The sequence below is a fragment of the Pseudoalteromonas spongiae UST010723-006 genome (assembly GCF_000238255.3).
In the GTDB taxonomy this organism is placed as follows: domain Bacteria; phylum Pseudomonadota; class Gammaproteobacteria; order Enterobacterales; family Alteromonadaceae; genus Pseudoalteromonas; species Pseudoalteromonas spongiae.
In genome coordinates this window covers 1,545,355-1,559,937 of record NZ_CP011039.1, presented here as the reverse complement: position 1 = coordinate 1,559,937, position 14,583 = coordinate 1,545,355, and the positions used below count along the sequence as shown (strand labels likewise).

General features: G+C 40.8%; 12 protein-coding genes. 9 read left to right on the top strand and 3 right to left on the bottom strand.

Annotated features, from left to right (window positions below; translation table 11 throughout):
- Positions 1 to 43: 43 nt before the first annotated feature.
- The 3 genes from nrdA to ubiG form a co-directional block, all read right to left on the bottom strand.
- Positions 44 to 2,329, bottom strand: a complete 2,286-nt coding sequence (nrdA, locus tag PSPO_RS07350) for a class 1a ribonucleoside-diphosphate reductase subunit alpha (protein ID WP_010560079.1) — start codon at positions 2,327 to 2,329, stop codon at positions 44 to 46.
- Between the two features lie 401 nt (positions 2,330 to 2,730).
- Positions 2,731 to 3,405 carry an HAD family hydrolase gene (locus PSPO_RS07340; protein WP_010560081.1) on the bottom strand — a complete coding sequence of 225 codons (675 nt, stop codon included), beginning with the start codon at positions 3,403 to 3,405 and terminating at the stop codon, positions 2,731 to 2,733.
- A 1-nt stretch (position 3,406) separates the two neighbouring features.
- Complete coding sequence (gene ubiG, locus PSPO_RS07335) at positions 3,407 to 4,117, bottom strand: bifunctional 2-polyprenyl-6-hydroxyphenol methylase/3-demethylubiquinol 3-O-methyltransferase UbiG (protein ID WP_010560082.1); 711 nt, start codon at positions 4,115 to 4,117, stop codon at positions 3,407 to 3,409.
- 154 nt (positions 4,118 to 4,271) lie between these two features.
- Here ubiG and gyrA point away from each other — a divergent pair, with 154 nt between their 5' ends.
- From gyrA to pyrF, 9 genes are all read left to right on the top strand, one after another.
- Entirely contained in the window at positions 4,272 to 6,968 is a 2,697-nt protein-coding gene (gene gyrA, locus PSPO_RS07330) for a DNA gyrase subunit A (protein ID WP_010560083.1), read from the top strand.
- Between the two features lie 122 nt (positions 6,969 to 7,090).
- Positions 7,091 to 8,170 (top strand): 3-phosphoserine/phosphohydroxythreonine transaminase, encoded by a 1,080-nt coding sequence (gene serC, locus PSPO_RS07325; protein WP_010560084.1) that lies wholly within the window; start codon positions 7,091 to 7,093, stop codon positions 8,168 to 8,170.
- Positions 8,170 to 9,447, top strand: a complete 1,278-nt coding sequence (gene aroA / locus PSPO_RS07320) for a 3-phosphoshikimate 1-carboxyvinyltransferase (protein ID WP_010560085.1) — start codon at positions 8,170 to 8,172, stop codon at positions 9,445 to 9,447. The genes serC and aroA overlap by 1 nt, the downstream gene beginning before the upstream one ends.
- Before the next feature lie 108 nt (positions 9,448 to 9,555).
- Positions 9,556 to 10,245, top strand: coding sequence for a (d)CMP kinase (gene cmk / locus PSPO_RS07315; RefSeq protein ID WP_010560086.1), 690 nt, complete (start codon positions 9,556 to 9,558; stop codon positions 10,243 to 10,245).
- 77 nt (positions 10,246 to 10,322) lie between these two features.
- Positions 10,323 to 11,990: a 30S ribosomal protein S1 gene (gene rpsA / locus PSPO_RS07310; RefSeq protein WP_010560087.1), complete on the top strand. Its 1,668-nt coding sequence runs from the start codon at positions 10,323 to 10,325 to the stop codon at positions 11,988 to 11,990.
- A 64-nt stretch (positions 11,991 to 12,054) separates the two neighbouring features.
- The gene (gene ihfB / locus PSPO_RS07305) at positions 12,055 to 12,342 is read left to right on the top strand and encodes an integration host factor subunit beta (protein ID WP_010560088.1); all 288 of its coding nucleotides are present in this window, start codon (positions 12,055 to 12,057) and stop codon (positions 12,340 to 12,342) included.
- Between the two features lie 12 nt (positions 12,343 to 12,354).
- On the top strand, positions 12,355 to 12,618 hold the full coding sequence (locus PSPO_RS07300; RefSeq protein WP_021033007.1) for a LapA family protein: 264 nt from the start codon (positions 12,355 to 12,357) through the stop codon (positions 12,616 to 12,618).
- 3 nt (positions 12,619 to 12,621) lie between these two features.
- The gene (locus PSPO_RS07295) at positions 12,622 to 13,758 is read left to right on the top strand and encodes a lipopolysaccharide assembly protein LapB (RefSeq protein WP_010560089.1); all 1,137 of its coding nucleotides are present in this window, start codon (positions 12,622 to 12,624) and stop codon (positions 13,756 to 13,758) included.
- Between the two features lie 47 nt (positions 13,759 to 13,805).
- Positions 13,806 to 14,504, top strand: a complete 699-nt coding sequence (gene pyrF / locus PSPO_RS07290) for an orotidine-5'-phosphate decarboxylase (protein ID WP_010560090.1) — start codon at positions 13,806 to 13,808, stop codon at positions 14,502 to 14,504.
- Positions 14,505 to 14,583 lie beyond the last annotated feature (79 nt).

Here is a 14,583-nt window from a genome sequence, read left to right as displayed (position 1 = left end):
AACAAACTAGCGGGCAAAGAGTGTATACTTTGCCCGCTGGGATTTAGATCTTACACGCGCCGCCTGCACAGCCATCATCTTCAGGCTCTGGCTTAAGCTCGTCCTGAGAATCCGATGCACCATCACGGGTGTTGTGGTAGTAAAGTGTTTTAACACCAAGTTTGTATGCAGTTAGTAAATCCTTAAGCAATAGCTTCATTGGAACTTTACCGCCTTCAAACTTATTTGGATCATAATTTGTGTTAGCAGAAATGGTTTGGTCGATAAATTTCTGCATAATACCCACCAATTGCAAGTAACCATCGTTGCTTGGAATATCCCAAAGTAACTCGTACGCATCTTGCAAGCGCTCGTACTCTGGTACTACTTGCTTTAAGATACCGTCTTTACTCGCTTTAACACTGATGTGTCCACGCGGTGGCTCAATACCATTGGTTGCGTTAGAGATTTGCGATGACGTTTCTGACGGCATTAACGCAGATAACGTTGAGTTACGCATACCGTGTTTAACAATGCTGTCACGTAGGCCATCCCAATCAAGGTGCAATTGCTCATTACATACCGCATCAAGATCTTTCTTGTAGGTATCAATTGGCATAATGCCTTTTGCGTACGTTGTTTCGTTAAACTTAGGACATGCGCCTTTTTCTTTAGCAAGTTCATTTGACGCTTTCATTAAGTAATATTGAATTGCCTCAAATGTACGGTGAGTTAACGCGTTTGCTGAACCGTCTGAATACTTAACACCGTTTTTCGCAAGGTAATAAGCGTAGTTAATTACACCAATACCTAACGTACGACGACCCATAGTTGCGTTATATGCAGCCGGTACAGGGTAATCTTGATAATCTAGTAAGTTATCTAGTGCACGTACAGCAAGTTCTGCTAATTCGTCTAATTCATCAAGTGATTTAATCGCACCTAGGTTGAACGCAGAAAGCGTACACAGTGCAATTTCACCTTCTTCGTCCATTACGTGTTTTAACGGCTTAGTAGGAAGCGCAATTTCTAAACACAAGTTAGACTGACGAATTGGTGCTACTTTTGAATCAAACGGGCTATGTGTATTTGTGTGGTCTACGTTTTGTAGGTAAATACGACCTGTGCTTGCACGCTCTTGGGCAAACATAGAGAATAATTCAATCGCTTTAATACGTTTTTTACGAATTGATTCATCTTGTTCGTATTGTACGTATAAGCGCTCGAACTCATCTTGATCTTCAAAGAATGCATCGTAAAGACCAGGCACATCTGACGGGCTAAACAGCGTGATGTAATCGTCTTTAATTAAACGCGAATACATTACTTTGTTAAACTGAACGCCGTAATCTAAGTGACGAACACGGTTGTCATCAACACCACGGTTGTTTTTAAGCACCAGTAGGTTTTCAACTTCTAAGTGCCATAACGGGTAGAATAGGGTTGCCGCGCCACCACGTACACCGCCTTGTGAACAGCTTTTAACTGCCGTTTGGAAGTGCTTGTAGAAAGGAATACAGCCAGTGTGGAATGCTTCACCGCTGCGAATTGGGCTACCTAATGCGCGAATTCGACCAGCATTAATACCAATACCAGCACGTTGGCTTACGTATTTTACAATCGACGATGACGTTGCATTAATTGAATCTAGACTATCGTCACATTCAATCAGTACGCATGAACTGAATTGACGTGTAGGGGTACGCACACCCGCCATAATTGGCGTTGGTAATGAGATCTTAAACGTCGATGTCGCGTCATAAAAACGTTTTACATAGTCTAAACGCGTGTCTTTCGGATATTTTGAGAATAAACATGCTGCAACTAAAATATAAAGGAACTGCGCGCTTTCATAAATCTCACCGGTAACACGGTTTTGCACAAGGTATTTACCTTCTAACTGCTTAACGGCAGCATAGCTGAAGGTAAGATCACGAGAATGATCAATATATGCGTCAAGCTCTTCGATTTCCTGCAGGCTATAGTCGGCAAGTAGATGTGGATCATACTTGTTCATTTCAACCATCTTAACCATATGATCATATAGTTTCGGTGGCTCAAATTTACCATAGGCTTTCTTACGCAAATGGAAAATTGCCAAACGCGCAGCAAGGTACTGATAATCTGGTGTTTCTTTCGAAATTAGATCAGCAGCAGCTTTGATAATGGTTTCGTGAATATCTTCTGTACGGATACCGTCGTAAAACTGAATGTGTGATTTTAGTTCTACTTGCGATACAGATACGTTATTTAGGCCTTCTGCTGCCCATGCAATAACGCGGTGAATTTTGTCTAGGTCAAGCGGTTCCTTGCGACCGTCACGTTTACTGACTGAAAGCTCTTGGTTCATAGTTATGCCTGCAATTTCCTTCAAACGAGCAAAAAATTTTTATTATGTCGAAATATTAAACTGGACTTTTGTCCTATTATTTAAGCGCACGGCTCAGGCGAAATTACCACTAGTGCTCGTTTTTCGCTTAGCTACTAGATATGGTGTCGCCATCACAGATGATCACAAGATAGAGGGGTATGCGTCTTTTTTCAAGGCCTAGAAAAGCGAGATAATTTGTGATCAATTTTTTACTAACTAGTCTGTTAGCATCCACTAACTTGTTAAGTAAAGTGTGTTTAGTCTATGTGAAAAAACAACGAAAAAAATACGATAAAAAAAAATATTTAAAATTTATTTGTTGCAAATTCACAAGGTATTGTTTTTGGGTCCGAGATTAAAATAACCACTATATCTAGTGGTTATTTTTTACCATAGTAACTAGATATATGGTTAAGCAGTGAGCAGGCGTTGGTAAAGCTAAAGTCAGATTGCCAGCTTGAAACAGGGTTGCCATTTAAATATCCCCAAAGCGCCGAAGCTGTTTTCATCCCCGCAGATTTGCCAGCAATGATATCGCGCTCATCGTCACCGACATAGATGCAACACCTAGGATCAACCTTCATTAATTCACAGCTGTAAAGCAAAGGATCAGGGTAGGGCTTGGCCCGCTCAAGTGTGTCACCCGATACAATATTTTTGCAGTTTGCAAATTGTGTGATTTGCGCAACAAGGGGGTTAGTTAAGTGCTTTGGTTTATTTGTCACAATCGACCAAGGAACTGCGTGCTCATCTAAAAACGTAATTAGTGGCACAATACCTTGGTAAAAACGGCTTTTACACCATAAATTGTTCGCGTAATAAGTAAGAAACGCTTCTTTTAAATGTGTTTGTTCGTCGTTTGAGAAATGTCGCCATTCATCACCAAAACCAAGTTTGAGTAATGCAAGCGTACCGTTAGAGGCCTGCGTACGATATGTTTCTGCACTTACCGTCGGTTTATTATGTTTGGCCAACACAAAGTTAAGCGCAGCACCTAAATCATCCGCACTGTCGATTAAGGTGCCATCTAAATCAAACAATACTGCTTGATACATTTTATGCTAACTTTTCGAAATGGATCATATAGTTAACTGACACATCGTTGGTTAAACTATACGTTTGACCAAGCGGATTGTAACTTAACCCTTTCATAATGCGCGCTTTAAGGCCGTATTTTTCAGCCCAATTAATCAAAGTTGCAGGCTTGATGAATTTGTCGTGGTCGTGTGTGCCTTTTGGCACAATCTTAAGTAAGTGCTCGGCACCGACAATGGCAAATAAATACCCTTTAAGTGTTTTATTAAGCGTTGACATAAACACATGACCACCAGGCTTCACCAATGTTGCTAATGATGCGATTACCGATTCAGGGTCCGGTACATGCTCAAGCATTTCCATACACGTAACAACATCAAATTGCTGAGGGTTTTGCTCGGCAAACGCTTCAGCGGTCACTTTTTCATAGTTAAGGGAAACGCCCACTTCTAATGCATGTAATTTAGCAACATTTAAGGGCTCTTCACCCATATCAATGCCCGTCACATGCGCGCCTAGTTTAGCCATGCTTTCAGCTAATATACCGCCACCGCAGCCAACATCTAATACATTTTTTGAGAAAATGCCTTGGCTATATAAGTTAATAAAGTCTAAACGAAGCGGGTTTATTTCGTGTAGCGGTTTAAATTCACCATTAAGGTCCCACCAACGGTCGGCCATGGCTTCAAATTTTGCAATTTCACTTGCATCTACATTTTGTTGAACGGTCATAAAAAGCATCCAGAGTGATTTGAGGGCATTATAAAGGGATTTTTTATAAAAAGACTACCGCTTACAACCTGTAAATAATGATTTTTTGTGTTAGCATGCTTTGGTTATAAAAATAATAACTGAATTAATACACGATTGAAGGAAGAGAAATCGGATGACAGATCTCGCCAATGAAATCCTTCCAATCAATATTGAAGATGAATTAAAAAATTCATACCTCGATTATGCCATGAGCGTAATTGTAGGACGTGCGCTTCCTGATGTACGAGATGGTTTAAAACCAGTTCATCGCCGCGTACTTTTCGCAATGAATGAACTCAATAATGATTGGAACAAACCTTATAAAAAGTCTGCACGTGTTGTAGGTGACGTAATCGGTAAATATCACCCACATGGTGATAGCGCGGTTTACGATACGATTGTACGTATGGCTCAGCCGTTCTCACTTCGTTATTTATTAGTTGATGGTCAAGGTAACTTCGGTTCGGTAGACGGCGACAGCGCTGCTGCGATGCGTTATACCGAAGTACGTATGGCTAAAATGGCCCATCAATTATTAGCGGATCTTGAAAAAGAAACGGTTGATTACGTTGATAACTATGATGGTACGGAAAAAATCCCAGCGGTACTACCAACACGAGTTCCTAACTTGTTAGTAAACGGTGCATCGGGTATCGCGGTAGGTATGGCGACTAACATTCCGCCACACAATTTATCTGAGGTAATTAACGGCTGTTTAGCGGTTATTGAAAACCCTGAAATACAAATTGAAGAGCTTATCGATTATATCCCAGGCCCTGATTTCCCAACAGCGGGTATTATCAGCGGCAAAAAAGGTATCGAGCAAGCGTATAAAACAGGCCGTGGTAAAGTTTATATCCGCGCCAAAGCAGAAGTTCAAGTTAACGAAAAAACGGGTAAAGAAACAATTATTGTTCACGAAATCCCGTACCAAGTTAACAAAGCACGTTTAATTGAAAAGATTGCTGAACTTGTTAAAGACAAGAAAATTGAGGGCATCAGTGCACTGCGTGATGAGTCTGATAAAGACGGTATGCGCATTGTTATCGAAATTAAACGTGGTGAAGTAGGCGAAGTTGTTCTAAACAACCTGTATGCACAAACACAAATGCAAACAGTGTTTGGTATGAACATGGTTGCGCTAGATAATGGTCAACCTAAACTACTTAACCTAAAAGAAATGCTTGAAGCGTTTGTTACGCACCGTCGCGAAGTAGTAACGCGCCGTACGGTATTTGACTTACGTAAAGCACGTGACAGAGCACATACCCTTGAAGGTTTAGCAATCGCGCTTGCGAATATCGATCCTATTATCGAGGTTATTCGTCGTTCGCAAACTCGTGAAGAAGCAAAAGTAGCCTTACTTTCTCGTAGCTGGGAACTTGGTAACGTTAAAGGCATGCTAGAAAAAGCAGGTGAAGACGACGTTGCTCGCCCTGAATGGCTTGCACCAGATTTAGGTATTCGCGATGGTCAATACAACTTGTCAGAAGCACAAGCGAATGCAATTCTAGACCTTCGTTTACATAAACTAACAGGTTTAGAACACGAGAAAATCTTAAATGAATATAAAGAGCTATTAGATCTAATCGCTGAGCTACTTTATATCCTTTCAACTCCTGAGCGTTTAATGGAAGTTATTCGTGAAGAGCTAGTTGAAATTAAAGAAAACTTCGGCGATGAGCGTCGCACTGAAATTACTGCAGCTGCGCACGATATTAGTCTTGAAGACTTAATCACTGAAGAAGACGTTGTGGTAACACTGTCACACGAAGGTTATGTTAAGTATCAACCGCTTTCTGATTACGAAGCGCAGCGTCGTGGCGGTAAAGGTAAGTCTGCAACTAAGATGAAAGATGAAGACTTTATTGAACGTCTATTAGTTGCAAACACCCACGACACTATTTTATGTTTCTCTACGTCAGGTCGTTTATATTGGCTGAAAGTGTATCAGTTACCATTAGCGAGTCGCGCGGCGCGTGGCAAGCCAATTGTTAACTTACTACCACTTGAAGCTGATGAGCGTATTACCACTATCTTACCAGTACGCGAGTATGAAGAAGATAAGTATGTATTAATGGCCACAGCGAACGGTACAGTTAAGAAAACACCACTTAAGGCATATAGTCGCCAGCGTGCTTCGGGCATCATCGCAATCAACCTAAACGAAGGCGATAGCTTGATTGGTGCAGATATCACCGACGGCACAAACGACATCATGCTGTTCACTGACCACGGTAAAGTAGTACGCTTCAACGAAAAGCAACGTGATTCAGAATCAGGTGAAGTGAAACTTGACCCAGAAACAGGTGAAGAATTACTAGCGTTACGCCCAATGGGCCGCACAGCGACAGGTGTACGCGGTATTAAGATGCCAGATGACGTGAAAGTTGTGTCACTTATTGTACCTAAGAATGATGGTCCGGTATTGACCATCACTGAAAATGGCTACGGTAAACGTACACTACTTGAAGATTACCCAGCGAAGAGCCGCGCAACACAAGGTGTTGTGTCGATTAAAGTATCTGAGCGTAATGGTAAAGTAGTTGGCGCGGTGCAAGTTGAAGATAATGATGAAATCATGATTATCTCTAACAAAGGCACATTAGTACGCACCCGTGTTAATGAAGTATCTACCGTTGGTCGTAATACACAAGGTGTTATTTTAATTCGTACAGCTGATGACGAACAAGTTGTTGGTTTACAGCGTATCGATGAAATTGAAGAATCTCAATTCCTTTCTGAAGAAGGTGAAGATGAAGCAGTTTCAAGCGAAAGTAATGAAACACCAAATACAGATGAAAATAATTCAGAGCAACCGGCTGAATAGAAAAAATATTCATCTTTATCATGCGGTAATTTGATATTTAATCAGTTACAGTATGAACAATGTTAAAAGCGGCTAACAGCCGCTTTTTTGTTTTCTAATTATGTACAAATGAGGTTTTGGGAATGAGTGTATATAATTTTTGTGCAGGGCCAGCTAGTCTGCCCCGAGCAGTATTAGAAAAAGCGCAAAAAGAGTTTTTAAACTGGCAAGGGCTTGGCGTTAATGTGATGGAAATAAGTCATCGCAGTAGCGAATTTATAGCGCTTGCTGAGCAAAGCGAACGTGATTTACGTGAGTTAATGAACATACCTGATAACTATGCTGTATTATTTATGCACGGTGGTGGTCGCGGTCAGTTCGCTGCAGTACCGCAGAATCTTCATGTTGCAAACAAACAAGCGGTCTACATCAATAGTGGCATTTGGTCTGATGGTGCATTTAGCGAAGCACAAAAGTTTACTGATGCTATTGAAATTAATGTACGCGATGATAAAAACGGCGAGTTTAATTGTTTAACGCCTGACCTTTGGCCATTACCGAGCGATGCGTCATACATTCATTATTGCCCAAATGAAACAATCGACGGTATTGAAATTTTTGATACGGTAAAACACAGTGCGCCAATCGTCGCTGATATGTCTTCAAACATTCTTTCGCGTGAAATTGACGTTAATCAGTTTGATTTAATTTATGCGGGCGCACAGAAAAATATCGGCCCATCAGGCCTTGCGATTGTTATTGTGAAAAAATCACTGCTTTCACGTGAAGGTACTGAGAAGCCGAGCATTTTTGATTATGCCTTAGAAGCTAAAAAAGAGAGCATGTATAACACGCCACCAACGTATTCTTGGTATTTAGCTGCGGAAGTTTTTAAATGGCTAAAAGCACAAGGTGGCGTTGCCGCAATAGAACAACAAAATATCGAAAAAGCGTCATTACTTTATGACTTTATTGATAATAGCCAGTTTTATAAAAATACCGTTGCGCGTGACTTCCGTTCACGTATGAATGTACCATTTTGGCTTAACGACGAATCACTGAACAAAGCATTTTTAGCAGAGTCGAAACAAGCTGGGTTACTCGCCCTCGAAGGCCACCGTATGGTAGGTGGTATGCGTGCCAGTATTTACAATGCAATGCCAATTGACGGCATAAAAGCATTAGTAGACTTCATGCATAAGTTCGAACAGGAGCATAAGTAATGGAACAGTTGCACTTAAAAGCGATTCAGCGTGTAAATGGCGAAGTAACGTTACCGGGCTCTAAGAGTTTATCTAACCGCATTCTATTACTAGCAGCACTATGCGAAGGTACAACACAAGTAGAGAATCTTCTCGATAGCGACGATATTCGTCATATGCTTAAAGCGCTCAATGCTATGGGCGTTGAGGTATCGCTAAATGAAGATAAAACAATTGCCCAAGTTCATGGTAAAGGCGGCAATTTTGAAACACCTACTGAACCACTATTTTTAGGTAATGCAGGTACCGCATTTCGTCCACTTACCGCGGTTTTAGCGACTTCCAATGGGGAATATGAGCTAATCGGCGAACCTCGCATGGAAGAAAGGCCAATTGGTCACCTTGTTGATGCACTTCACGCATTAGATGCAGATATTAGCTACTTAAAAAATAAAGATTATCCGCCACTTAAAATCGTGGGTAATCAACTGGCCGGTGGTAAAGTAGAAATTGACGGTAGTATTTCGAGCCAATTTTTAACCGCGCTGTTAATGGCGGCGCCGCTTTTTAAAAACAACACAGAAATCACGATAAAAGGTGAGCTTGTTTCAAAACCTTATATTGATATTACGTTAGGCGTAATGGCCAAATTTGGCGTTCGTGTTGAAAATAACGATTATCAATCATTTGTAGTGACCGGTAACCAGCAGTATCAATCGCCTGGTCGCATTATGGTTGAAGGTGACGCATCAAGTGCGTCTTACTTTGTTGCGGCCGCAGCGATTAACGGCGGCACAATTCGTATTAATGGTGTTGGCGCAGCAAGTGTGCAAGGCGATATTGGTTTTGCAAAAGTGATGGAGCAGGTGGGTGCAAAAATCGAATGGCATGACGATTATCTTGTTGTGTCTAAGGGGGAGCTTAAGGGCGTAGATATCGACGCCAATGCAATCCCAGATGCAGCGATGACACTTGCAACCGTTGCGCTTTTTGCAAAAGGTAAAACAGCGATACGCAACATTTATAACTGGCGAGTAAAAGAGACGGATCGTCTTTATGCTATGGCAACGGAGCTTAAAAAGCTCGGTGCAGAGGTGGTAGAAGGGCATGACTTTATTGAAGTAACCCCAACTGATAACATTCAACTTGCTGAAATAGACACTTATGATGATCACCGAATTGCCATGTGCTTTTCAATGGTGGCGGTAGGTGGTCATGATGTAATTATCAATGATCCTAAATGTACCTATAAAACATTTCCTACCTATTTTGAAACACTTGCAAGTGTGTCGGAATAATCGTCTAAAATAGAAATCACAGATTTTTCGCCGTAAAGTAGCGATAATTTTTTAATTATCGCGTATACTGCGCGGCGATTTTAGTTTTGTACATTTTGGGAGGTTGTAATGTTGGGTAGTCAACCAGTAATTACAGTCGATGGACCAAGTGGTTCAGGTAAAGGAACCGTTTGCCGTTTATTAGCAAATAAGCTTGGATGGGACGTATTAGATAGTGGCGCGATTTATCGTGTTTTAGCGCTAGCAGCGAGCCACCATATGATAGCGCCAACAGACGAAGAAGCTTTATTGCCGTTAGCGGCTAATTTAGATGTGCAATTTGTGGTAGATAATGAAACCGGCAATGGTAAAATTATTTTAGAAGGTGAAGATGTTACCAAATCGATTCGTACTGAAGAGGTTGGTGGCATGGCATCTAAAATTGCCGCATTGCCGAGTGTTCGCGAAGCGTTATTACGCCGCCAGCGTGCATTTAGAAGCGAATCAGGCTTAATTGCGGATGGTCGCGACATGGGCACTGTAGTGTTCCCTGATGCAGTGCTAAAAGTATATTTAACAGCATCAGCAGAAGAGCGCGCAAATCGCCGTTTTCTTGAGTTGAAGCAACGTGGTGTTGATGTTAAAATAGACAGCCTAGTTGCAGATATCAAAGCACGTGACGACCGCGATATGAATCGCCCAGTTGCTCCGCTTGTGCCTGCTGAAGATGCAATTGTTATAGACACTACCGAACTCGATGCAAATCAAGCATTTGAGCAAGTAGTGTCTTTGTGTATCGAAAAGAATTTAATTGGTTAACTCATAGGAAGAGTTAATTTTTACAACAACCCCACGCGGCAGGATAGCCAAATGGATATTTTATTTAGAGACTTATAATGTCAGAAAATTTTGCACAGTTATTTGAAGAAAGCCTAAAGGGTTTTGAAGCAGAACAAGGTTCAATCGTTAAAGGTACTGTTATTTCAATCGAAAACAACATCGTACTAGTAGACGCGGGTCTTAAGTCTGAAAGCGCAATCCCTGCTGAGCAATTCAAAAACACTGCTGGTGAATTGGAAGTAGCAGTTGGTGATGAAGTAGATGTTGCACTAGATGCAATCGAAGATGGTTTCGGTGAAACTATCCTTTCTCGTGAGAAAGCTAAGCGTCACGAAGCTTGGATCCGTCTTGAAAAAGCATGTGAAGAGCAAGAAACTGTTACTGGTATCATCAATGGTAAGGTTAAAGGTGGTTTCACTGTTGAAGTTGACACTATCCGTGCATTCTTACCAGGTTCACTAGTTGACGTGCGCCCAGTACGCGACACAGCTCACCTTGAAGGTAAAGAGTTAGAATTCAAAGTTATCAAGCTTGACCAGAAGCGTAACAACGTTGTTGTTTCTCGTCGTGCTGTTATCGAGTCAGAAAACTCACAAGAGCGTGAAGAACTTCTACAAAACCTTGTTGAAGGTCAAGAAGTTAAAGGTATCATCAAGAACCTTACTGACTACGGTGCATTCGTTGATTTAGGTGGTGTTGACGGTCTTCTACACATCACTGATATGGCTTGGAAACGCGTTAAGCACCCAAGCGAAATCGTTAACGTTGGTGACGAAATCTTAGTTAAAGTACTTAAGTTCGACAAAGATAAAACACGTGTTTCTCTAGGTCTTAAGCAGCTTGGCGAAGATCCATGGGCAGCTATCGCTGGTCGTTACCCAGAAGGTTCTAAGCTTTCTGGTCGTGTAACTAACCTTACTGACTACGGTTGTTTCGTTGAAATCGAAGAAGGCGTAGAAGGTCTAGTACACGTTTCTGAAATGGATTGGACTAACAAGAACATCCACCCTTCAAAAGTTGTTAACTTAGGTGACACTGTAGAAGTTATGGTTCTTGAAATCGACGAAGAGCGTCGTCGTATTTCTCTAGGTCTTAAGCAATGTAAAGCTAACCCATGGCAAGAATTTGCTCGTCTACAAAACAAAGGCGACCAAGTTACTGGTAAGATCAAGTCAATCACTGACTTCGGTATCTTCATCGGCCTAGAAGGCGGCATTGACGGTCTAGTTCACCTTTCAGACATTTCTTGGAACACGCCTGGCGAAGAAGCTGTACGTGAATTCAAGAAAGGCGACGAAATCACAGCTATCGTTTTACAAGTTGACCCAGAGCGTGAGCGTATCTCTCTAGGCGTTAAGCAAATCGAAGCTGATCCTTTCAATAACTACCTGGACGCAAACAAAAAAGGTGCTATTGTTAAAGGTAAAGTAACTGAAGTTGACGCTAAAGGCGCTACAGTTGAACTTATCGAAGGTGTTGAAGGTTACATCCGTGTAGCTGACGTAGCAGTTGAGCGTACTGAAGACGCTTCAACAGTTCTTTCTGTAGGTGACGAAGTAGAAGCTAAGTTTGTTGGTGTTGATCGCAAGAACCGCGCAATCAGCCTTTCAATCAAAGCAATTTCAGAAGCTGAAGAGAAAGAAGCGCTAGATAAGCTTAAGAAAGAAGAGCCACAGTTCGAAAACGCTATGGCAGCAGCTTTCAAAAATGCTCAAAAAGACTAATTAGTCGACTTGGAAGAGCAGCTTAATAGCTGCTCTTCCTATTACAATTATAAAGGGTACTTACATGACAAAATCAGAACTGATTGAAAAACTTGCTGAACAGCACGCAAATATTCCAGCGAAAGATGTAGAAAATGCAGTAAAAGAAGTGTTAGAACTTATGGCTGATTCTTTATCAAGTTCAGATAGAATTGAAATCCGTGGTTTTGGCAGTTTCTCTCTACATTATCGTGCACCACGTGTTGGTCGTAACCCAAAAACGGGTGATAAAGTAGAATTGCAGGGCAAATACGTACCTCACTTTAAGCCAGGAAAAGAACTGCGCGACCGCGTGAATGCAAGTATTGCATAATTTGAGGCTGTTTTGACCAAAATTCTCAAAGTAACTTTTCTCCTGTGCTTGCTATTTGTTTTATTTGTATTGGGGTCGCAAAACCCTCATCTGGTAAAAATTAACTTTATAATAGCAAGTGCAGAAATCCCTCTCGCTTTCATAATAAGTATTTGTTGTGCTTTAGGCCTATTTTTAGGTGTAGCACTCAGTACAATTCTATTGTCAAAAGCTAAACTGCAAAACCGTCGTTTAAGAAGACAAAATCAGAAGCTTACTTCTCAAAGTCATGGATAGTTAATGATCGAATTGCTGTTTTTGTTGTTACCAGTAGCGGCAGCTTACGGTTATATCATGGGTAAAAACAATGCAAATAATGAAGCCCAACAACAAAACCAAGAAATTATTAATGAGTATAGTAAAGGTTTAAAGTTCTTACTTGACCGTGAAGAAGACCAAGGCTTAGAACACCTAATTGGTTTACTAGAAATTTCAGCAAATTCTGTTGAACATTATTTAACTCTGGCAACCTTATTCCGTCGACGTGGTGAGTTAGACCGCGCAATTAAAGTACACGAATTACTGTTAAAACATGACGGACTTTCATTAGAGCAAAAAAAACATGTTCTTTATGAACTTGCGCAAGATTATATGATGGCAGGATTGCTTGACCGCGCTGAAGAAAATCTTGTTTATCTGCATTCATTAAATGATAACAACGCGCTTTGTCAGTTAATGCTATTGTATTTACAAAGTCATGATTGGGATAAAGGCATTGCGCTATTTCAATCTCACGAGTCCGACTTTAACACCAGCCAATTAAAGAAAACAATCGCTAATTTTTATTGCGAAAAGGCGATTCAAGACAAAGATTTAAAACCTCTTGATGTCGTAACAGAACTGACACAAGATCTCGTTAGACCAAAGTACATGCTTGGCGCAAAAGCATTTAACGATGGTGATTTTCTTCAAGCGATTAAATACTGGGGTAGTTTACTCGATAAAAATGTCGCATTCGCGCCAATTTTTTTAGATAGATTAGAAGTAAGCTACGAAAAGCTTAACTTACAAGATAACTATTTCTCTCATCTTTCTAAGCATTTAAAAAGCGATAGTGTGCTTATAAAAATACATTATTGTAAAAGTCTTATGGCCCAAGGTAAGGTTAATGAAGCGAGAAACTATATTACACAAGTTTTGCGTAAGCAGCCCAATATTAGGGGCTTTAGTTACTTATTAATGTTAATGTCTGAACAAAGCCAAGACATTAAAACAGTGTTAACGGAAATAAATAATTTAGTCCAAGACTACATCGCCACAAAATCATTGTATCAATGTAACCACTGTGGCTTTACAAGTAAAAAAATGTATTGGTTTTGTCCTTCTTGTAAACATGTTGAGTCATTGGTGCCATTGAGTGGCGTAGACGGGTTTTAAACAAAACACATAAAATGTTATTCCTTTTTTTGAGTTAGGATTTATTAATGAACCACGATGCCAAAGTATTAATTGCATTAGATTACGCAGATGAAAGCGCCGCGTTAGATTTTGTAAAACGCGTTTCACCACAAGATTGCCGCTTAAAAGTGGGCAAAGAAATGTTTACGTATTTTGGCCCTCAATTTGTGAAGAAGTTAATTGATTTAGGCTTTGATGTATTTCTAGATTTAAAATTTCACGATATTCCAAATACAGTTGCAAAAGCAGTTGCCGCAGCGGCGGAATTAGGCGTTTGGATGGTCAATGTACATGCCAGTGGCGGCCCAGAAATGATGCGCAAAGCCAAACAAGCGCTTGAAAAGTATGGCGATGACGCACCATTGCTGATCGCAGTAACAATTCTAACATCAATGGACGAAGCTGAACTAAAACGTTTAGGTGTTGATAAAACGCCTAATGAACAAGTGCAGTTTTTAGCGAAATTGGCAAAAGATGCAGGCCTTGATGGCGTGGTATGTTCTGCTCAAGAAGCGTCAGTATTAAAGTCAACTTTGGGTCGTGAATTCAAGTTAGTCACCCCAGGTATTCGACCTGCTGGTTCTGATAAAGGCGATCAAAAACGCGTTATGACACCACGAGAAGCAATTGATGCCGGTAGTGATTACCTTGTTATTGGTCGCCCAATTACCCAATCTCCTGATCCACAAGCGACTTTAATTGAAATAAATAACACTTTAAGTTAACCTCATTAAAGTAGTTGCACTAATGTAAATTAAGGCATTAGTGCATTCCCGTTTGAAGCTAAAAAGAATAAGAAGAGTA